This is a genomic window from Nocardioides sp. W7 (assembly GCF_022919075.1).
In the GTDB taxonomy this organism is placed as follows: Bacteria; Actinomycetota; Actinomycetes; order Propionibacteriales; family Nocardioidaceae; genus Nocardioides.
In genome coordinates this window covers 3,810,655-3,828,714 of sequence record NZ_CP095078.1, presented here as the reverse complement: position 1 = coordinate 3,828,714, position 18,060 = coordinate 3,810,655, and the positions used below count along the sequence as shown (strand labels likewise).

At 72.6% G+C, this 18,060-nt stretch carries 20 protein-coding genes; 17 read left to right on the top strand and 3 right to left on the bottom strand.

Translation table 11 applies throughout. From position 1 onward, the window contains the following. Positions 1-22 precede the first annotated feature (22 nt). The 8 genes from MUB56_RS18130 (at position 23) to MUB56_RS18095 (ending at position 6,713) form a co-directional block, all read left to right on the top strand. Positions 23-493 carry a shikimate kinase gene (locus MUB56_RS18130; protein ID WP_244932442.1) on the top strand — a complete coding sequence of 157 codons (471 nt, stop codon included), beginning with the start codon at positions 23-25 and terminating at the stop codon, positions 491-493. After that, entirely contained in the window at positions 490-1,590 is a 1,101-nt protein-coding gene (gene aroB / locus MUB56_RS18125; protein ID WP_244928410.1) for a 3-dehydroquinate synthase, read from the top strand. The genes MUB56_RS18130 and aroB overlap by 4 nt, the downstream gene beginning before the upstream one ends. Then, entirely contained in the window at positions 1,587-2,030 is a 444-nt protein-coding gene (locus MUB56_RS18120; protein ID WP_244928409.1) for a type II 3-dehydroquinate dehydratase, read from the top strand. Before aroB ends, MUB56_RS18120 begins: the two co-directional genes overlap by 4 nt. Positions 2,031-2,102: 72 nt before the next feature. Beyond that, positions 2,103-2,666, top strand: coding sequence for an elongation factor P (efp, locus tag MUB56_RS18115; RefSeq protein WP_244928408.1), 564 nt, complete (start codon positions 2,103-2,105; stop codon positions 2,664-2,666). Next, the gene (nusB, locus tag MUB56_RS18110; protein WP_244928407.1) at positions 2,666-3,070 is read left to right on the top strand and encodes a transcription antitermination factor NusB; all 405 of its coding nucleotides are present in this window, start codon (positions 2,666-2,668) and stop codon (positions 3,068-3,070) included. The genes efp and nusB overlap by 1 nt, the downstream gene beginning before the upstream one ends. Before the next feature lie 39 nt (positions 3,071-3,109). Next, entirely contained in the window at positions 3,110-3,952 is an 843-nt protein-coding gene (locus MUB56_RS18105) for a DUF1206 domain-containing protein (protein ID WP_244928406.1), read from the top strand. Between the two features lie 16 nt (positions 3,953-3,968). Beyond that, positions 3,969-5,330: an NAD(P)/FAD-dependent oxidoreductase gene (locus MUB56_RS18100; RefSeq protein WP_244928405.1), complete on the top strand. Its 1,362-nt coding sequence runs from the start codon at positions 3,969-3,971 to the stop codon at positions 5,328-5,330. Positions 5,331-5,390: 60 nt separating this feature from the next. Continuing rightward, positions 5,391-6,713 carry a hypothetical protein gene (locus tag MUB56_RS18095; protein WP_244928404.1) on the top strand — a complete coding sequence of 441 codons (1,323 nt, stop codon included), beginning with the start codon at positions 5,391-5,393 and terminating at the stop codon, positions 6,711-6,713. Between the two features lie 30 nt (positions 6,714-6,743). Here the strand turns inward: MUB56_RS18095 and MUB56_RS18090 are convergent, their stop codons facing one another. Further along, positions 6,744-7,397 carry a TetR/AcrR family transcriptional regulator gene (locus MUB56_RS18090; RefSeq protein WP_244928403.1) on the bottom strand — a complete coding sequence of 218 codons (654 nt, stop codon included), beginning with the start codon at positions 7,395-7,397 and terminating at the stop codon, positions 6,744-6,746. Between the two features lie 57 nt (positions 7,398-7,454). Between MUB56_RS18090 and MUB56_RS18085 the strand changes: the two genes are divergently transcribed. The 6 genes from MUB56_RS18085 (at position 7,455) to MUB56_RS18060 (ending at position 12,463) form a co-directional block, all read left to right on the top strand. Beyond that, positions 7,455-7,946 (top strand): cupin domain-containing protein, encoded by a 492-nt coding sequence (locus MUB56_RS18085; RefSeq protein WP_244928402.1) that lies wholly within the window; start codon positions 7,455-7,457, stop codon positions 7,944-7,946. 94 nt (positions 7,947-8,040) lie between these two features. Continuing rightward, complete coding sequence (locus MUB56_RS18080) at positions 8,041-9,057, top strand: NADPH:quinone reductase (RefSeq protein ID WP_244928401.1); 1,017 nt, start codon at positions 8,041-8,043, stop codon at positions 9,055-9,057. An 18-nt stretch (positions 9,058-9,075) separates the two neighbouring features. Beyond that, positions 9,076-9,780 carry an enoyl-CoA hydratase/isomerase family protein gene (locus MUB56_RS18075; RefSeq protein ID WP_244928400.1) on the top strand — a complete coding sequence of 235 codons (705 nt, stop codon included), beginning with the start codon at positions 9,076-9,078 and terminating at the stop codon, positions 9,778-9,780. A gap of 46 nt (positions 9,781-9,826) precedes the next feature. Continuing rightward, positions 9,827-10,480 (top strand): SatD family protein, encoded by a 654-nt coding sequence (locus MUB56_RS18070; RefSeq protein ID WP_244928399.1) that lies wholly within the window; start codon positions 9,827-9,829, stop codon positions 10,478-10,480. Further along, positions 10,477-11,220 (top strand): hypothetical protein, encoded by a 744-nt coding sequence (locus MUB56_RS18065; protein ID WP_244928398.1) that lies wholly within the window; start codon positions 10,477-10,479, stop codon positions 11,218-11,220. The genes MUB56_RS18070 and MUB56_RS18065 overlap by 4 nt, the downstream gene beginning before the upstream one ends. 31 nt (positions 11,221-11,251) lie before the next feature. Then, on the top strand, positions 11,252-12,463 hold the full coding sequence (locus MUB56_RS18060; RefSeq protein ID WP_244928397.1) for a DUF480 domain-containing protein: 1,212 nt from the start codon (positions 11,252-11,254) through the stop codon (positions 12,461-12,463). A gap of 98 nt (positions 12,464-12,561) precedes the next feature. On the opposite strand, the gene MUB56_RS18055 is transcribed toward MUB56_RS18060, so the two are convergent. Both MUB56_RS18055 and kstD read right to left on the bottom strand, forming a co-directional pair. Continuing rightward, positions 12,562-13,410, bottom strand: coding sequence for a MaoC family dehydratase (locus MUB56_RS18055; protein ID WP_244928396.1), 849 nt, complete (start codon positions 13,408-13,410; stop codon positions 12,562-12,564). Then, positions 13,410-15,134 carry a 3-oxosteroid 1-dehydrogenase gene (gene kstD / locus MUB56_RS18050; RefSeq protein WP_244928395.1) on the bottom strand — a complete coding sequence of 575 codons (1,725 nt, stop codon included), beginning with the start codon at positions 15,132-15,134 and terminating at the stop codon, positions 13,410-13,412. Before kstD ends, MUB56_RS18055 begins: the two co-directional genes overlap by 1 nt. A 34-nt stretch (positions 15,135-15,168) precedes the next feature. Between kstD and MUB56_RS18045 the strand changes: the two genes are divergently transcribed. The 3 genes from MUB56_RS18045 to dmpG are packed head-to-tail and all read left to right on the top strand — an operon-like array spanning position 15,169 to position 17,965. Continuing rightward, positions 15,169-15,978 carry a fumarylacetoacetate hydrolase family protein gene (locus MUB56_RS18045; RefSeq protein WP_244928394.1) on the top strand — a complete coding sequence of 270 codons (810 nt, stop codon included), beginning with the start codon at positions 15,169-15,171 and terminating at the stop codon, positions 15,976-15,978. Positions 15,979-15,980: 2 nt separating this feature from the next. Then, the gene (locus MUB56_RS18040; RefSeq protein ID WP_280637306.1) at positions 15,981-16,886 is read left to right on the top strand and encodes an acetaldehyde dehydrogenase (acetylating); all 906 of its coding nucleotides are present in this window, start codon (positions 15,981-15,983) and stop codon (positions 16,884-16,886) included. Then, positions 16,883-17,965 carry a 4-hydroxy-2-oxovalerate aldolase gene (gene dmpG / locus MUB56_RS18035; RefSeq protein ID WP_244928393.1) on the top strand — a complete coding sequence of 361 codons (1,083 nt, stop codon included), beginning with the start codon at positions 16,883-16,885 and terminating at the stop codon, positions 17,963-17,965. The genes MUB56_RS18040 and dmpG overlap by 4 nt, the downstream gene beginning before the upstream one ends. The last annotated feature ends 95 nt before the right edge of the window (positions 17,966-18,060 follow it).

Below are 18,060 nucleotides of genomic sequence, written 5' to 3'. Positions count from 1 at the left end.
CCGCGTCGTCCTGGTCGGCCCGATGGGGGCCGGCAAGACCACGGTCGCGGGGCTGCTCGCCGGGTCCTGGGGCGCGAGCGTGCGCGACACCGACCACGACGTCGAGGCGTTGGCCGGCAAGCCGATCAGCGAGATCTTCGTCGACGACGGCGAGGACGCCTTCCGCACGCTCGAGCGGACCGCGGTGGCGACCGCGCTGGCCGAGCACGACGGCGTGCTCGCGCTGGGCGGGGGAGCGGTGCTCGACCCGGCCACCCGCGAGCTGCTCGTCGGCCACCGGGTGGTGTTCCTGCGGGTCGGGCTCTCCGACGCCGTGAAGCGGGTCGGGCTCGGCGTCGGCCGGCCGCTGCTGCTCGGCAACGTCCGCTCGCGGATCAAGACGCTGCTCGACGAGCGCACCGCCATCTACGAAGAGGTCGCCACGCACGTGGTCGACACCGACGGGCGGGCCCCCGACGACGTCGCCCGCGAGATCGAGAAGGTGCTGGCATGAGCGACACGACCCTGCACGTCGGCGGCGCGTCGCCGTACGACGTCGTCATCGGCCACGACCTGGCCGGGCTGCTCCCGGGGATCCTGGGCGAGTCCGTCCAGCGCGTCGCCCTGCTTTACGCCGGCCCCCTCGGCGAGTTGGCCCAGCCGATCGCCGACCTGCTCGGGAAGCACTACGACGTGCTCGCCCTCGGCCTGCCCGACGGCGAAGCGGGCAAGACCTCGTCAGTGGTCAACGACTGCTGGGAGGCGCTCGGCGCGGCGGGCTTCACCCGCTCCGACGCGGTCGTCACCGTCGGCGGCGGCGCCACCACCGACCTCGGCGGCTTCGTGGCCGCGTCCTGGCTGCGGGGGGTCCGCGTCGTGCACGTGCCGACCACCCTGCTCGGCATGGTCGATGCCGCCGTGGGCGGCAAGACCGGCATCAACACGGCCGCCGGGAAGAACCTGGTCGGCGCCTTCCACGAGCCGGCCGGGGTGCTCTGCGACCTGTCCACCCTCCGCACGCTGCCGCGCGACGAGCTCGTCGCCGGCCTCGGCGAGGTCATCAAGTGCGGCTTCATCGCCGATCCGGTGATCCTCGACCTGGTCGAGGGCACCGACCCCGAGGCCATCACCGCCGACTCCCCGGTGCTCCGCGAGCTCGTCGAGCGGGCGATCCGGGTGAAGGTCGACGTCGTGGTCGAGGACCTCAAGGAGACCGGTGGTCGCGACGGCCATCCGGGCCGCGAGGCCCTCAACTACGGCCACACCCTGGCCCACGCCATCGAGCGGGCCGAGGACTACCGGATCCGGCACGGCGAGGCCGTCGCGATCGGGTGCGTCTTCGTGGCCGAGCTGGCCCGACGCGCGGGCCTGATCGACGAGGCGCTGGCTGAGCGGCACCGGTCCGCCTTCGGCCGGGTCGGCCTGCCGACGTCGTACGACGCCGCTTCCTTCGAGGACCTGCACGCCACGATGAAGGTGGACAAGAAGTCGCGTGGCTCGCAGCTGCGCTTCGTCGTGCTCGGCGCGCTGGCGACCCCCCAGGTCCTCGCCGGGCCGTCCGAGGACGAGCTGCGGGCGGCGTACGACGCACTGAGCGGAGCCGACGCATGAGGGTCCTGGTGCTCAACGGGCCCAACCTCGGACGGCTCGGCCGCCGGCAGCCGGAGATCTACGGCCACACCACCCACGCCGAGCTCGCCGAGCAGTGCGTCGCGTGGGGCCGCGAGCTCGGCCTGGACGTCGAGGTCCGCCAGACCAACCACGAGGGCCTGCTGCTCGACTGGCTCAACGCCGCGGCCGACGACGGCGACGCGGTCGTGCTGAACGCCGCCGCGTGGACGCACTACTCCTACGCGATCTTCGACGCGTGCGCCCAGCTGAGCGGCCCGCTGGTCGAGGTGCACATCTCCGACCCGCACCAGCGGCCCGAGGAGTTCCGGCACACCTCCGTGGTCACCCCGCACGCCGACGAGGTGATCGCGGGTCACGGGATCGAGGGCTACCGGATGGCGCTGGTGGCCATTTCGACCACCGAGCCGCCCCGACGCTAGAATCATCGGCTGTTGCCCGCGCACGGCGCCGGCGACGTCCCCGCCACCTGACCCGAAGGCTGACACGCGCGCATGGCATCGACGAACGACCTGAAGAACGGCATGGTTCTCAACATCGACGGCCAGCTCTGGGCCGTGGTGGAGTTCCAGCACGTCAAGCCCGGCAAGGGCCCGGCGTTCGTGCGCACCAAGCTCCGCAACGTCGAGTCCGGCAAGAACGTCGACCGGACCTTCAACGCCGGCACCAAGGTCGAGACCGCCACGGTCGACCGCCGCACGATGCAGTACCTCTACAACGACGGCACCAGCTTCGTCTTCATGGACACCGGCACCTACGACCAGCTCGAGGTCTCGCCCGAGGTCCTCGGCGACGGCGCCAACTTCCTCCTGGAGAACCAGGAGGCGATCGTGGCCACCAACGAGGGCCGCGTGCTGTTCGTCGAGCTCCCGGCCTCGGTCGAGCTGATCGTCACCTTCACCGAGCCCGGCCTCGCCGGTGACTCGGCCACCGGCCGCACCAAGCCCGCGACGCTCGAGACCGACCACGAGATCCAGGTCCCGCTCTTCGTCAACCAGGGCGACAAGATCAAGGTCGACACCCGCGACTCGTCCTACCTCGGTCGCGTGAAGTCCTAGTGTCCGCTCGTTCCAAGGCCCGCAAGCGGGCGCTGGACATCCTCTTCGCCTCCGACCTGCGGGGCGAGTCGGCGGTCGTCGCGCTCGACCGCGCGATCGCCGACGACGAGGGTCCGACCAACGACTACACCGCGGTCCTGGTCCGCGGCGTGGTCGAGCAGCAGGCGCGGCTCGACGAGCTGCTGGCGGCGTACTCCGAAGGGTGGACGCTCGCCCGGATGCCCGCGGTCGATCGCAACGTGCTGCGGCTGGGCCTGTGGGAGCTGCTGTACGCCGACGACGTGCCCGACGCGGTCGCCGTCAGCGAGGCGATGGCGCTGGTGCGCGACCTGTCGACCGACGAGTCGCCGCAGTTCGTCAACGGCGTCCTCGGCAACCTGCAGCGCAACAAGGCGTCCCTGTAGCCAGGTGAGCGGCCCACGGTCTGGGGGTACTCCCGGACCATGGACATCGCTCAGCGTGCTGATCAGGCCGGCCGACAGGCCAACTCCTCCGAGTGGATGGACCACGCCGTCCGCGCCGGGCTCATCGCCTACGGCGTGGTGCACCTGCTGATCGGCTGGCTGGCCCTCCAGCTCGCCCTCGGCGACCGCGAGGGGTCGCCGTCCAGCTCCGGTGCGCTGCAGCAGCTGGCCGAGCAGCCGTTCGGCCAGGTCCTCGTCTGGCTGGTGGCCGTCGGCATGTTCCTGCTGGTGGTGTGGCGCCTCCTCGAGGCGGCCCTCGGCCACCAGGACCAGGACGGCGCCGACAAGATCCGCAAGCGGGCCAGCTCGGCGGGCAAGGCCGTGCTGTACGGCGCGATCGGCGTCAGCGCGATCCGGGTCGCGACCGGGTCGGGGTCCTCGGGCGGCTCGGGGTCCTCGGGCGGGAAGTCGGGCACCGACTCGACCACGGCGAAGCTGATGGACCTGCCCGCCGGTCAGGCGATCGTGGTCGTCGTCGGCCTGGCGATCATCGGCTACGGGGTCTACCAGATCGCGAAGGCGTGGACCGACAAGTTCGCCAAGGAGCTCGACCCGGAGGGCAAGAGCGGCCAGAGCGGCTCGGCGTACCTGCTCTTCGGCAAGGTCGGGTACGTCGCCAAGGGCATCGCGGTCGGCATCGTCGGCGCGCTGTTCGTCTACGCCGGCTTCACCCACGAGGCCGACAAGTCCGGCGGCCTGGACCAGGCGCTCTACGAGGTGCTCGACCAGCCGTTCGGCCCGGTGCTGCTCGGCGCGATCGCGATCGGGATCGGCTGCTTCGGGCTGTTCTGCTTCGCCCGCGCCCGCCATCTCTCGCGCTGACCCTAGGGTGGTCGGCATGGTGGAGAAGCAGGTCGACGTGATCGTGATCGGACTCGGACCCGGCGGCGAGTACGCCGCCCAGAAGCTCGCCGAGGCCGGGCTCACCGTCGTCGGCGTCGAGCGCGCCCTGGTGGGCGGCGAGTGCCCGTTCTACGGCTGCATCCCCTCGAAGATGATCATCCGCGCGGCGGACGCGCTCGCCGAGGCGCACCGGGCGTCCGGGCTCGGCGGTCAGGTGAGCGTGACCCCGGACTGGGGCCTGGTCGCGGAGCGGATCGACAAGCAGGCCACCAACCACTGGAACGACGAGTCGCACACCGCCCGGCTGGAGGAGGCGGGCGTCGAGATCGTCCGCGGCCACGGCCGGCTCGACGGCACCGGACGGGTCACCGTCGACGGCACGACGTACGTCGCGGCCCGCGGCGTCGTCCTCAACGCGGGCACCGAGCCGGCGACGCCGCCGATCGAGGGGCTGGCGGGCACGCCGTACTGGACCAACCGCGAGGTGATGCGGCTGACCGAGCTGCCCGCGAGCCTGGTGGTCATCGGGGGCGGCCCGATCGGGGCCGAGCTCGCCCAGGCGTTCAGCCGGTTCGGCGTGCGGGTCACCGTCCTGGAGGCGGCCGATCGGATCCTCGGGCCGGCCGAGCCGGAGGCCGCCGCCGTGATCGCGGACGTCTTCGCCCGTGAGGGGATCGAGGTCGTCACCGGGGCCGACATCGCCCGGGTCAGCCACGACGGGTCCTTCCACGTGCAGGTCGGCGAGCGGACGATCGACGCCGAGCAGCTGCTGGTCGCGGCCGGGCGGCGTACCAACCTCGCGGACCTCGGGCTGGAGACGGTCGGCCTGGACCCCACGGCCCGGGTCGTCGACGTCGACGAGCGGCTGCGGGCCGGCGAGCGGCTCTGGGCGGTCGGCGACATCACCGGCAAGGGCCAGTTCACCCATGTGTCGATGTACCAGGCCGCCCGGGTGGTGGGCGACATCCTCGGTCGACCGGTCCCGGGCGCGGACTATCGCGCGCTCACCTGGGTCACCTTCACCGACCCGGAGGTCGCGGCCGTCGGGATGACCGAGCAGCAGGCCCGCGACGCGGGGCTGCGCGTCGTCACCGGGCACGCCGACATCTCGGAGTCGAACCGAGGCTGGATCCACCAGGCCGGGAACGACGGCATCGTGAAGGTCGTCGCCGACGCGGACCGGGGGATCCTGGTCGGGGCGAGTGTGGTCAGCCCCGCCGGCGGCGAGGTGATCGGGCTGCTCGCGACGGCGGTGCACGCCGAGGTCCCGGTGGCGACCCTGAAGGGCATGCACTTCGCCTACCCCACCTTCCACCGCACCATCGAGTCGGCCCTGGACGACCTCGGCGACGTGTGAGCGGCGCCCGTAGCGGGCATGGGTGGGCGCAGCACAAACACCTGGACGGAGCCCACGCCGATGACCCAGCAGCCGCACGACCCGGCCTTCCGCCACCCCATCGAGTCGGCCCCGGACCTCTCGGACACCAGCGATCGGCTCTACACCTCCGAGGATCTCGCCGCGTACGCCTCCGGCCAGGCTGCTCCGAGCCGTCCCGCCGCTGCGCCGGTCCCGCCGTCCTTCCCGCCGCCGGCGACCCCGCCGCCCGCCGCGGCCGTCCCTGACCGGCTCTGGCCGCCGGCCGAGCGGCTCGACCCCGATGCTCCGCTCGAGCCGTACACCCCGCCTGCGCGGTTCGTCCCGACGGCGTCCGAGCTCGTGCCGACGGCTCCCGATCCCGTCGCGTCGGAGCCTGTCGCGTCCGAACAGGTCCCGGACGGCGACGACCCCGGCGACCCGCGCCGATTCATGAGCGCGACCGACTTCCTGGACCGGCGCGCCGACGACGCCGACCACGGCCCCGCGACCTGGGGCTGGCGCGGCCGGGTGCGGCGCTGGTCGGGCGGCCTGATCAAGCCGCAGATGGGCGCCGAGGAGCTGGAGTACGCCCAGGACCGGCGCACCATCCAGCGCGACTTCGACGGACCGCGCACGATCGCGTTCATCAATCCCAAGGGCGGCGCGGCGAAGACGACGAGCGTGCTCGCGGCGGGCTTCACCTTCGGCACCGTCCGCGGGGGCGGGGTCGTCGCCTGGGACAACAACGAGACCCGCGGCACGCTCGGCATCCGGGGCACCCGCAGCACCCATCGCAACACGACCCGGGAGCTGTTGGAGGACCTCGGTCGGTTCAACGACGTCTACCAGTCCCGGATCGGCGACCTGGGGGCGTTCGTGCGCTCCCAGGTCGCCGCGCACTTCGACGTCCTGGCCTCCGACGAGCGGCCGGACGTGACCGGGATGATCCACGCCGACGACTTCAACGCCGTGCACCGGCTCCTGGAGCGGTTCTACCGGGTCGTCCTGGTCGACACGGGCAACAACATGCGCGCGGAGAACTGGCTGGCCGCCGCCGACGCCGCCGATCTGCTCGTGGTGACCAGCACGATCCGCGAGGACACCGGCTACAGCGGCCTGTGGATGCTGGACGCCCTGCAGGACGCCGGCTACCAGAACCTCAAGTACAAGACGGTGACCGTGCTCTCCGACCCGTCCGACCAGGTCGACGCCAAGCTCGCCCAGGACCTGGTCGACGTCTACGAGCAGCGCACCCGGGCGGTCTACCGGGTGCCGTACGACCCGGCTCTGGTCTCCGGCTCGGTGGTGCCCTACAGCCAGCTGTCGGCAAACACCCGGCGCCAGTGGCTGCGGGCCTGCGCGGGGATGGCCTCGGCGCTCTGAACCCGGCCGACCCGGGGCCCTGTCGCGCGTTCAGCGGAGCAGGGTGCGGGTCCAGACGTCGGCCGTCAGGGCGGCGTACTCCTCGGGCGTGCGTCCGCGCGAGGCCAGGAGCCCGAAGTACTCCGGGCCGTTCATCGACCAGACCAGGTCGGCCACGTCGTCGTCGGTGAGGTCGTCGCGGAGCTCGCCGGTGCTGCGCAGGTCGGCGGCGAGCAGGCGCATGTTCGCGGCGCGGCGCTCGGTCAGCTCCTGCCAGACCGTGCGGCAGCCGTCGTCGGTCGCGGCGGCGGCGCGGAGCGCGTCCAGGAGCGGAGTGGTGCGGGGCAGCAGCCGACCCATCGCCTCGGCGTAGGCGCCGAGCTTGGCGCGCGCGTCGGGCGCCGCACGCACCCGCTGCACGTAGGCACGCTGCTCCGCAGCGACCGCACCGGCGCCCTCGCCGAGGACGAGGTCGTGGACGGCGAGCAGCAGCCGGGGCTTGCGGCCGACGCTGGCGTAGACGGTGTCGACGGCGACCCCCGCGGCCTGCGCGACCTCGGCGACCGACGTGGCGTCGTACCCCTGGCGGACGAAGAGGTCGTGGGCGGCCTCGAGCACCGCGCGACGGGTGGCGTCGGCCGCCGCCCGCCGCCGGCTCGAGTCGTAGCGACGCGTGCTGCCGGGGCTGTTGACGGGCTCGGTCACGGGGCCTAGCGTAGCAATTCATCCGAAGCCCTTTCGGATCGAAACTCAGGAGTGCTGATGACCGAGCACGTCGTCGTCACCAGGCCGGGCGGTGGCCGCGGGACCTGGGCCATGGGGTCCCTCTTCGAGCACCTGCTGGAGGCGCCGCGCGACGCGGTGGGTCTCGGCGTCGCCCTGGTGACCCAGCCGCCGGGCATCGCGACGCCGCTGCACCGGCACACCCGGGAGGCCGAGGCCTTCTACCTGCTCGAGGGGCGAATGAGCTACCGGGCGGGAGAGGAGACGCACGACCTCGACGCCGGCTGCTTCATGTACCTGCCCGCCGGGATCCCGCACGCGTTCCGGATCCGGGGCGAGGCGCCGGCACGGTTCCTGGCGCTGACCGCGCCCGGCGGGTTGCTGAACCTGTACGACGAGGTGGGCATCCCGGCGACCGAGCTGCGCCTGCCGGGCGCCGACGGGCTGACGCCCGAGGTCGAGATCCCGCGCTGGGCCGAGGTCGGGCCGCGCTACGGTCTCGAGGTGCTGGGCCCGCCGATCCCGGAGTGACCTCGGCGCGGAGCGGCGGTGCGAGCATGGGACCTCCTGTCGTTGGTCACCCGGAGGAGGCCAGCTGCCCGACCCGAAAGAGGCGAACAAGAACATGCGAGCGGTGACGTACAGCGAGACCGGCCCCTCCAGGGTGCTGAGGCTGGTCGAGCGCGACCAGCCCGCGCCGGGTCCCGGGGAGGTGCGGGTGCGGATGGTCCGGGCCGGGGTGAACCCGACGGACTGGAAGTTCCGCGCGACCCAGATGAACGGCGAGTACGACGAGGTCGCGCCCGGTCAGGACGGCGCCGGTGTCATCGACGCGGTCGGACCCGGGGTCGCCGGCTTCGCCGAGGGCGACCGGGTCTGGCTGGTGCTCGCGCAGTACGGCCGCTGGCTCGGCACCGCCGCCGAGTACACCGTCCAGCCCGTCGAGCGCGTGGTGCACCTGCCCGTCGGTGCGTCGTACGACCTCGGTGCCTCCCTGGGCGTGCCCGCCGTCACCGCGCACCGCGCCCTGACGGCCGGCGAGGACGTCAGCCGCCTCTCGCCCGGTGCGATGTCGGGGATGACCGTCCTGGTCGCCGGGGGAGCGGGGGCGGTCGGCAACGCGGCGATCCAGCTCGCCCGGTGGGCCGGCGCGACCGTGCTGACGACGGTCAGCAGTGACGAGAAGGCGGCCCTGGCGATCGCCGCCGGGGCTCACCAGAGCGTGAACTACCGCGTCGCCGATGCCGCGAGCGAGCTTCGCGCCCTGTGCCCCGAGGGGGTCGACCTCGTCGTCGAGGTCGCGCTCGCCCAGAACGTCGGGCTCGACGTCGAGGTGCTGCGCAACCGCGGGACGATCGCCTACTACGCCGACAACGGGGGCGCCGAGGCGTCGGTGCCGGTGCGGGGCACGTTCGCGAAGAACCTGCGGCTGCAGGGGCTGTTGCTCTACACCCTCGGCGCCGACCTGCTCGAGGCGGCGACGATCGACGTCAATGCCGCTGCCGCCAACGGTGCGATCCGGGTCGGCGACGAGGTCGGGATGCCGCTGCACCACTACCCGCTGGAGGAGCTCGCCGCCGCGCACGACGCCGTCGAGGCGGGGGCTGTCGGCAAGGTGCTGGTCGACGTCGCCGAGGAGTGAGGCGCTAGCGTCCGGGGCATGGCGACCACAGTGACGCTCGAGGTGAACGACGGGGTCGCGGTGGTGACCCTCGACGGGCCGGACCGGCTCAACGTCTTCACCGCCGGGACCGGCCGGGAGCTGAGCGCGGCCTACCAGGCCTGCGAGTCCGACGACGACGTGCGCGTGATCGTGCTGACCGGCGCCGGTCGGGCCTTCTGCGCGGGCGCGGACCTCTCGCCCGAGGCGCGGTCGTTCGCCGCGCCGGGCTCGGAGTTCAGCGCGTCGCCGGTTCGGCCGCCGGCGTTCGAGCTATCGAAGCTGGTGGTCGCGGCGGTCAACGGGCACGCGATCGGCATCGGGCTGACCATCGCGCTGCAGGCCGACGTCCGGATCGTCGCGGAGGACGCGAAGCTGGCGGTGCCGCAGGTGCGCTTCGGCCTGGTCGGCGATGCCCAGAGCCACTGGACGCTCCGTCGCCTGGCGGGTACGGCGGTGGCCGCCGACCTGCTCCTGACCGGGCGCACGATCACCGGCCGCGAGGCGGCGGAGCGGGGGATCGCCTCGTTCGCGCGGCCCGCGGCGCAGGTGCTGCCGGCCGCCCTGGAGCTGGCGCGCGAGGTCGCCGCCGCGGCGGATCCGCTGGCGGTGGCGGCCAGCAAGCGGATCCTGTGGGGTGAGCTGTCGGCGAGCGAGACCGAGCGGGCGGAGACCGAGGCGCACCGGCGCCTCATGGGCAGATAGTGAAGAGCAGGGCTTCATTCAATCGAAATGAAGCTATGCTCTTCATATGGCTGAGATGAAGCCCCCGCCGATCGTCGTCATCGGCGACGTGGTGGGCTCGCGCACGGCGGCGCACCGGGGCCGGCTGCACGACCGGTTGAGCGCGGCGCTCGCGGAGACGAACCGCCGATGGGACGCCGACCTGCGGATCACGGTCGGTGACGAGTACCAGGGCACCTTGCCGAGCCTGGGCGCGGCGACGGCTGCGGTGCTCTGGTTGCGGGTCGCGCTGCTCCCCGAGCACGACCTCAGGCACGGGATCGCGCGCGGCGACGTGCGGATCCTCGACTCCCGGACCGGGGTCCAGGACGGGCCCGGATGGTGGGCCGCTCGAGCGGCGATCGACGAGGTCCACGACCTCGCCGGCCGGCCGGCCACCCGCGGCGCGCGGACGACGTACCGGGAGGCCGACGACGTGGGCGGCGGCCCGGCACCGGGGCTTCCGGGGGCCCTCCGGGCGGCGCTGCTCGCCCGCGACGAGCTGGTCGGACGCCTCGACGAGCGGTCCCTGTCGGTGCTGCGTGGTCTGCTGGCCGGACGGACGCAGCGGGAGATCGCCGCCGAGCTCGGCCTGTCGGGTTCGGCGGTCTCCCAGCGGGTCCGGCGCGACGGCATCGGGGTGGTGCTGCAGACGACGGCGTGGCTGGAGGACCTGGGGTGAGCTGGATCGGGCTGCTGCTGGTGGGAATCGGGACCACCGACCTGGTCTGCTCGCTGCTGCGCCGTCCCAGGCTCGCCGAGGTCGCGGGGGCGCTGACGGTGCTCGTCCTCGGTCCGGCTGCGGGCCTGACCTCCGCCCGCGAGCTGGCCTCGGTGGTCGTGGTGGCCGCCGTGACCGTGGCCTGGGGCAGGAGCGTGACCCGCGCCTTCGGCACCGGACCACCCGCACTCCCGCTGGCCCTCCTGGGGGTCGTGCTCGTCGTCGCGGTGGCGCTGTCCGGGGCCGCCCCGGCCACCGGCGGCCTGCTGCGCGACTGGCTCGCGGGCTCCGGACTCGAGGCCCTCGCCAGCTTCGACCCCGACCGCGCGCTCCTCCTCGCCGGGGCCGTCCTGGTGCAGCTGTCGACCGGCAACGTGGTGGTGCGGCTGGTGCTGGCGGCCAGCGGCACCGCCAATCCGATCCGGTCGGGACCGGGTGCGCCCGTGCCCACCCTGAAGGGGGGCCGGCTCCTGGGGCCGATGGAGCGGCTGGTCATCCTCGGGCTCGGGCTGGCGGGGGAGGTGACCGCGGCCGGCATCGTGATCGCCGCCAAGGGACTGCTCCGGTTCCCCGAGCTGCAGGCCACGCGGCGCGAGGGGCACCGCGGTCCCGGCATCCACGAGGTCACCGAGTACTTCCTGGTGGGCAGCTTCGTCAGCTGGCTGGTCTCGCTTGCGTCGCTCGCCCTCCTGGCCGCCTGAGCCTCCGGCACGCGGCACTAGGCTGGCCGGCGTGATCGACCTCCCCGTCCTGGATGCCGAGGAGCAGCGGGTGCTCGGCGCCCTGCTCGAGAAGCAGCGGACCGTCCCGGCGTCGTACCCCCTCTCGCTCACTGCGCTACGCACCGCCTGCAACCAGACCAGCAGCCGCGAGCCGGTCGTCGACTACGACGAGCACACCGTCGAGCAGGTCGGTCGCCGGCTCAAGGAGAAGGGCCTGCTGCGGATCGTCTGGTCCGACACCGGCCGCCGGACGCTGAAGTACCACCAGGTCCTCGACGAGGCGCTCGGCCTCGGCGACGACGAGCGCGCGTTGCTGACGGTGCTCCTGCTCCGCGGCCCGAACGCGCCGGGCGAGCTGCGCTCGCGCTCCGAGCGGCTGCACCCGTTCGCCGACCGCGGCGAGGTCGAGAGCTGCCTGACCGCGCTGGCCGAGCGCGGGCTGGTCCGCGAGCTGCCGCGGCAGCCCGGCCAGCACGACCCGCGCTGGACACACCTGCTGGGCGAGGTCGCCGCGCCGGTCACCGCCGTGACGAGGGCACCGGGGGTCGACCGCGAGACCCCGGTCGCGGACGGCGCGGAGGCCCGGGACGACCGGGTGCGGGCGACGTACGGCGCCGTCGCGGAGACCTACGCCGAGCGGCTGTCCGACGAGCTGGACGGACTGCCGTTCGAGAGGTGGCTGCTGGACCGGGTGGCCGCGCACGCCGACGGCGGGCCGGTCGTCGAGGTCGGCAGCGGGCCGGGCCACGTGACCGCCTACCTCGCCGCTGCCGGAGCCGACGCCCGTGGGCTCGACCTGACTCCCGAGATGGTCGAGCAGGCCCGGGCGCGTCATCCCGGGGTCCGCTACGACGTCGGCCACCTCCGGCGGCTGATGCGCCCCGAGACCGCTCCGGGCTGGCGGGCGGTGCTCGCGTGGTACTCCCTGATCCACCTGGCGGAGTCCGAGCTGCCCGCCTCGCTGATGGCGTTGCTGCGCCCGATCGACGCGGGCGGGTGGCTGGTGCTCGCGATGCACGCCGGTGACGAGGTGCGGCGGATCACGAGCTGGTTCGACCAGGAGGTGCCGGCGATCGACGTCGTGGGCCACGACCCGGCCACGATCGTCGCGCTCCTCGAGGCGGCCGGCCTGGTCGACGTCGAGTGGTACCTCCGCGGCCCCATGGCCGAGCGCGGCGAGTCCACCCAGCGCCTCTACGTCCTAGGCCGGGTCCCCACCTAGGTCGACTCGGGAATCCTGACGATTGAGTCCGGAACTCGCGTGCCGGGAATGCCGGACTCAACGGTCAGGGAGGCGGACTCGACCGGTCCGGGGGTCGCTCAGGCGGTCGTCAGTACGACGTCGCCGAGCACCGGCGCGCCGTCGCGCTCGCCGCCCGCGACCGTGGCCGAGCCGATGATCCGGCCGTCCTCGCGCCAGCCCCGCACCCGGATCGTCTCGCCCGGGAACAGCACGCCCGCGAACTTCACCCCGAAGCCGGCGACGGTGGACGCGTCACCGCCGAGCAGCTGCTCGGTCAGGGTCCGCAGCACGATGCCGTAGGTGCACAGGCCGTGCAGGATCGGCGCCGGGAAGCCGGCGGCCTTCGCGAAGTCCGGGTCGGCGTGCAGCGGGTTGCGGTCGCCGCACAGCCGGTAGAGCAGCGCCTGCTGCGGCAGCACGTCGTACGACGTGTCGGTGTCGGGCGCGCGCTCGGGCGGCACCACCGGCGTGGCCGTGCCGCGGTCGCCGCCCCAGCCGCCCTCGCCCTTGACGAACATCGACGAGCGGGTGGTCCACAGCTCCTGGCCGGACGGCGAGACGGCGACGCCCTCCTGCCAGATCACGGCGGCCTTGCCCTTGTCCCAGATGTCGCTGATCCGGGTCGAGACCGTGGCGGTGCCCGAGGTGGGCAGCGGGCCGGTCACGCTGATCGACTGCGAGCCGTGCACGATCTGGGCCAGGTTGATGTCGCAGCCGGGGAGGTCCAGCGGCGGCGGGTCGCTCATGTGGAATGTCGGGGCGACGACGCCGAAGGACGGCAGCACCTGCAGGGCCGGACCCTCGAGGGTGTAGGAGAGGTCGGTCGCGCCGATGACGAGGTGGTAGAGCAACACGTCGCTCTCGGACCAGGAGAACTCCTGGCTGCCGGTGTCGGCGCCGATGGCGACGGTCGGGTCGATGGGCATCAGGCGCTCTTCGGCGACGAGGACGTCCCGGCCGTCCGGGCGATGTCCTCCGCCGCGAGATAGCCGAAGGCCATCGCCGGCCCGATGGTGGCGCCGGGTCCTGCGTAGGTGTGCCCCATGACGGCGGAGGAGACGTTGCCGGCGGCGTACAGCCCGGGGATCACCGAGCCGTCGGGCCGCACCACGCGGGCGCGCTCGTCGGTGACCAGGCCGCCCTTGGTGCCGAGGTCGCCGGGCACGATCTTGACGGCGTAGAACGGGCCCTCGTCGATGGTGTGCAGGGACGGGTTCGGCTTGACCGTGGGGTCGGAGTAGTACTTGTCGTAGGCGCTCTCGCCGCGGTGGAAGTCCTGGTCGACACCGGTGCGCGCGAAGCCGTTGAAACGGTCGACGGTCGCGCCGAGCGACTCGGCGGGTACGCCGATCTCCGCGGCCAGGTCGGCCAGCGAGTCGGCCTTCACCACGGCGCCGCTCTTCAACCACCGGCCCGGGAAGGGCTGGCGCGGCATCAGGCCGGCGAAGACGTAGCGGTTGCGGTAGCGCTGGTCGATGATCATCCAGGCCGGCACGTGCCCGACGCCGGTCGCCTCGCCGTCGTAGATCGCGTGCACGGCCTCGACGTACGGCAGCGCCTCGTTCATGAACCGCTCGCCCGCCTGGTTGACGATGATCGAGCCGGGCAGGTTGCGCTCGGCGAGGCAGAACCACGGGCCGTTGGGGAGCGGGATGGTCGGGCCCCACCAGGCGTCGTCGAGCAGGTCGGTCTCGGCGCCCGCCGCGATGCCGGCCAGGATGCCGCCGCCGGTGTTGAACTCGGAGCCGGTCGTCCAGTCGACCGAGGTCGGCTGCGGCTGGTACTTCTCGCGCATCTCCAGGTTGCGCTCGAAGCCGCCGCTGCCCAGGATCACGCCGCGGCGGGCGCGGATGGTCTCGGTCTCGGCGCCGTCGGGGCCCCGTCGTACGACGACGCCGGTGACCCGGCCGTCCTCGATCAGCAGATCGGTCAGCTCGGTCTCGTAGTGGACCGGGACGCCCGCGTCGATCAGGCCCTTGCGCAGGCCGATCGCGATGGCGTTGCCCATCGCGAACATCTTGCGACCCAGCAGCCCGCTGATGATCCGCTTGATCGCCACCTTGACCATCGTGATCGGGCCGCGGATGGTGCGCATCCCGAGGCTGATCTTCCGGAAGTCGGCCTGCGTCACGATCATGTTGGCCGGTGCCTTGGTGTACTGCGGGTGCAGTCGCTCCAGCTCCTCGCCGAGGAAGCGCGCGTCCAGCGGGATCGGCTCGCAGCTGCGTCCCTCCGGGCGCCCGCCGGGCTGCTCGGGGTGGTAGTCGGCGTACTGCGGCACCCAGGTGAAGCGCAGCGGGGTGTGCTCCCGGACGAAGTCGAGGACCTCGGCGCCGCGCTCGACGTAGGTGTCACGGCGGACCTTCGGGACGACGTCGCCGACGATGGCGTCGAGGTACTGCTTGGAGCGGGCGAGGTCGTCGGTCTGGCCGGCGGCCTTCAACGCGTAGTTGCCCGGCAGCCAGACGCCGCCGCCGCTGCGCGCGGTCGAGCCGCCGAAGTAGGCGCTCTTCTCGACGAGGACGGTCTCCAGCCCCTGCTTGCGCGCGGCGAGCGCGGCGGTCATCCCGGCCCCGCCGGCCCCGACCACCACCACGTCCACCTCGGTGGGAAGGACCCCTGTCGAAGGCGCTGTCGTACTACCCGTCATGGCGCGGAACTGTAACAGGTTCTACTGTTGACCCGTGACCGATCAGGACGTCGTCGAGGCCGCCGTCGCGCGGATCGCCCAGGCCCAGGCGACCCGGGTGCCGTGCGCCCCCGTGCGCGACCTGATCGGCACCGACGACCTCCCGGCGGCGTACGCCGTGCAGCAGGGTCTGGTCCGGGCGCGGCTCGCGGGGGGAGTCTCGGTGGTGGGGCGCAAGATCGGCGCCACCTCCGAGGCCGTGCAGCGCCAGCTCGGGGTCGACCAGCCCGACTTCGGCTACCTGCTCAGCGACATGGATGTGAGCGACGGCGCCGCCGGTGGCGGCCCGATCTCGATGCGCACCCTGGTGCAGCCCCGGGTCGAGGCCGAGGTCGCCTTCGTCCTCGGCCGGGACATCGACCCACCCGACGGAGCCGAGATCACCCTCGAGGTCGTGCGGGACGCCGTCGAGGTGGCCCTGCCGGCGCTCGAGATCGTCGACTCGCGGATCGCCGACTGGGACATCGAGTTCACCGACACCGTCGCCGACAACGCCTCCAGCGGGCTGTTCGTCGTGGGCCGCGACGGCCGCGGCCTCGACGACCTGGTGCCGCGCGACGTCACGATGTCGCTGACCATCAACGGCGAGGAGCGCTCGTCGGGCACCGGCGCCGCCTGCCTCGGCGACCCGCTCGAGGCGCTGCGCTGGCTCGCCGTACAGGCCCAGCGCTTCGGTGACCCGCTGCGCGCCGGCCACCTGATCCTGTCCGGGGCCCTGGGCCCATTCGTGCCGTTCGCACCGGGAGACCGGGTGTCGGCGTCGATCAGCGGATTCGAGCCGCTGACTGTCGAGTTCGAGGAGTAGGCGTGAGCCAGAAGCTGACCGCTGCGATCGTGGGGCCCGGCAACATCGGCACCGACCTGATGTTCAAGCTGTTGCGCAGCGACGTGATCGAGCCACGCTGGATGATCGGCGTCGACCCGTCGAGCGAGGGGCTCAAGCTCGCCGCGGCCCAGGGGCTGGAGGCGACGCACGAGGGGGTCGACTGGCTGCTGAAGCAGGACCAGCTGCCCGACCTGATCTTCGAGGCGACCTCGGCGTACGTGCACCGGGAGTACGCCCCGCGCTACGAGGAGGCGGGCATCCGCGCGGTCGACCTGACCCCGGCCGCGGTCGGCCCGGCGGTGATCCCGCCGGTCAACGGCCAGGAGCACGTCGCCGCGATGAACGTCAACATGATCACCTGCGGCGGCCAGGCCACGATCCCGATGGTCGCGGCGGTCTCGCGCGCGGTCGCGTCGTACGGCGGGGTGTCGTACGCCGAGATCGTGGCGTCGGTCTCGAGCATGTCGGCCGGGCCCGGCACCCGCGCCAACATCGACGAGTTCACCCGCACCACCGCCGCCGGGGTGCAGAGCATCGGCGGAGCCGAGCGGGGCAAGGCGATCATCATCCTGAACCCGGCCGAGCCGCCGATGATCATGCGCGACACGATCTACTGCGCGGTGTCGCCCGACGCCGACCGCGACGCGATCGTGCAGTCGGTCTTCGCCATGGAGAAGGCGGTCCAGGAGTACGTCCCGGGCTACCGGCTGCTCCAGGAGCCGCAGCTCGACGAGCCCTCGCCCGCGACCCAGGGGCAGCTGAAGGTCTCCGTCTTCGTCGAGGTGGAGGGCGCCGGCGACTACCTGCCGCCGTACGCCGGCAACCTCGACATCATGACCGCCGCGGCCACGCAGGTCGGCCAGAACATCGCAAGGAGCCTGCTGTGAACGACCTCAACACGCTCAACCGGACCTGGACCGACACCGACCCGGGCAGTGGCCTGGACCTCCGCCTGACCGACACCTGCCTGCGCGACGGGTCGCACCACAAGCGGCACCAGTTCACCGCGCAGGAGGTGCACGACATCGTCGAGGCCCTGGACGACTCGGGCGTGCCGGTCATCGAGGTCACCCACGGCGACGGGCTCGGGGGCTCGTCGTTCAACTACGGCTTCTCGCGCACGCCCGAGCAGGAGCTGATCCGGATCGCGGCCGAGACCGCGAAGCGGGCCAAGATCGCGTTCCTGATGCTGCCCGGCGTCGGCACCAAGGACGACATCCGCGCCGCGCAGGACAACGGCGGGCAGATCTGCCGGATCGCCACGCACTGCACCGAGGCCGACACCTCGATCCAGCACTTCGGGCTGGCCCGCGAGCTCGGGCTGGAGACCGTCGGCTTCCTGATGATGAGCCACACCCAGCCCCCGGAGGTGCTGGCCAAGCAGGCGCGGATCATGGTCGAGGCCGGGAACCAGTGCGTCTACGTCGTCGACTCCGCCGGCGCGCTCGTCATGGAGCAGACCGCCGACCGGGTCGCCGCGGTGGTGGCCGAGATCGGCCACGAGGCGACCGTCGGCTTCCACGGCCACGAGAACCTCGGTCTCGGCGTCTCGAACACCGTCATCGCGGCCCGCGCGGGCGCCACTCAGATCGACGGGTCGGTGCGCCGGTTCGGTGCCGGCGCCGGCAACACGCCGCTCGAGGCGTTCGTCGGGGTGTGCGACAAGCTCGGCTGGAAGACCGGCATCGACTTCCTCACCATCGTCGACGCCTCCGAGGACGTCATCAAGCCGGCGATGCCCGAGGAGTGTCAGCTCGACCGGATGACGCTGATGATGGGCTACGCCGGCGTCTACTCCTCGTTCCTCAAGCACGCCGGCAACGCCGCCGAGCGGTACGGCGTCTCCGGCGCGAAGATCCTGCTGGAGGCCGGTCGCCGCAAGCTGATCGGCGGCCAGGAGGACCAGCTCGTCGACATCGCGCTGATGCTCAAGGCGGAGCAGGACAAGGTCGCGGCGAACCGCTGAGCAACGCTTCGGGCCCAGGTCGTGCGATTCCCTGGTTTCCCGGTCGCCGGGGCGCTACTGTGCCCAAAACTAGAATGCGTTCCAGTTTTGTGACT

Bases quoted from the DNA above. Each gene is read 5' to 3' on its own strand.
- MUB56_RS18095 (WP_244928404.1), top strand. From the start codon at position 5,391: ATGACCCAGCAGCCGCACGACCCGGCCTTCCGCCACCCCATCGAGTCG.
- kstD (WP_244928395.1), bottom strand. From the start codon at position 15,134: ATGACGGGTAGTACGACAGCGCCTTCGACAGGGGTCCTTCCCACCGAG.
- MUB56_RS18055 (WP_244928396.1), bottom strand. From the start codon at position 13,410: ATGCCCATCGACCCGACCGTCGCCATCGGCGCCGACACCGGCAGCCAG.
- MUB56_RS18070 (WP_244928399.1), top strand. From the start codon at position 9,827: ATGGCTGAGATGAAGCCCCCGCCGATCGTCGTCATCGGCGACGTGGTG.
- MUB56_RS18130 (WP_244932442.1), top strand. From the start codon at position 23: ATGGGGGCCGGCAAGACCACGGTCGCGGGGCTGCTCGCCGGGTCCTGG.
- MUB56_RS18080 (WP_244928401.1), top strand. From the start codon at position 8,041: ATGCGAGCGGTGACGTACAGCGAGACCGGCCCCTCCAGGGTGCTGAGG.
- MUB56_RS18075 (WP_244928400.1), top strand. From the start codon at position 9,076: ATGGCGACCACAGTGACGCTCGAGGTGAACGACGGGGTCGCGGTGGTG.
- MUB56_RS18100 (WP_244928405.1), top strand. From the start codon at position 3,969: ATGGTGGAGAAGCAGGTCGACGTGATCGTGATCGGACTCGGACCCGGC.
- efp (WP_244928408.1), top strand. From the start codon at position 2,103: ATGGCATCGACGAACGACCTGAAGAACGGCATGGTTCTCAACATCGAC.
- MUB56_RS18085 (WP_244928402.1), top strand. From the start codon at position 7,455: ATGACCGAGCACGTCGTCGTCACCAGGCCGGGCGGTGGCCGCGGGACC.
- MUB56_RS18105 (WP_244928406.1), top strand. From the start codon at position 3,110: ATGGACATCGCTCAGCGTGCTGATCAGGCCGGCCGACAGGCCAACTCC.
- aroB (WP_244928410.1), top strand. From the start codon at position 490: ATGAGCGACACGACCCTGCACGTCGGCGGCGCGTCGCCGTACGACGTC.
- MUB56_RS18120 (WP_244928409.1), top strand. From the start codon at position 1,587: ATGAGGGTCCTGGTGCTCAACGGGCCCAACCTCGGACGGCTCGGCCGC.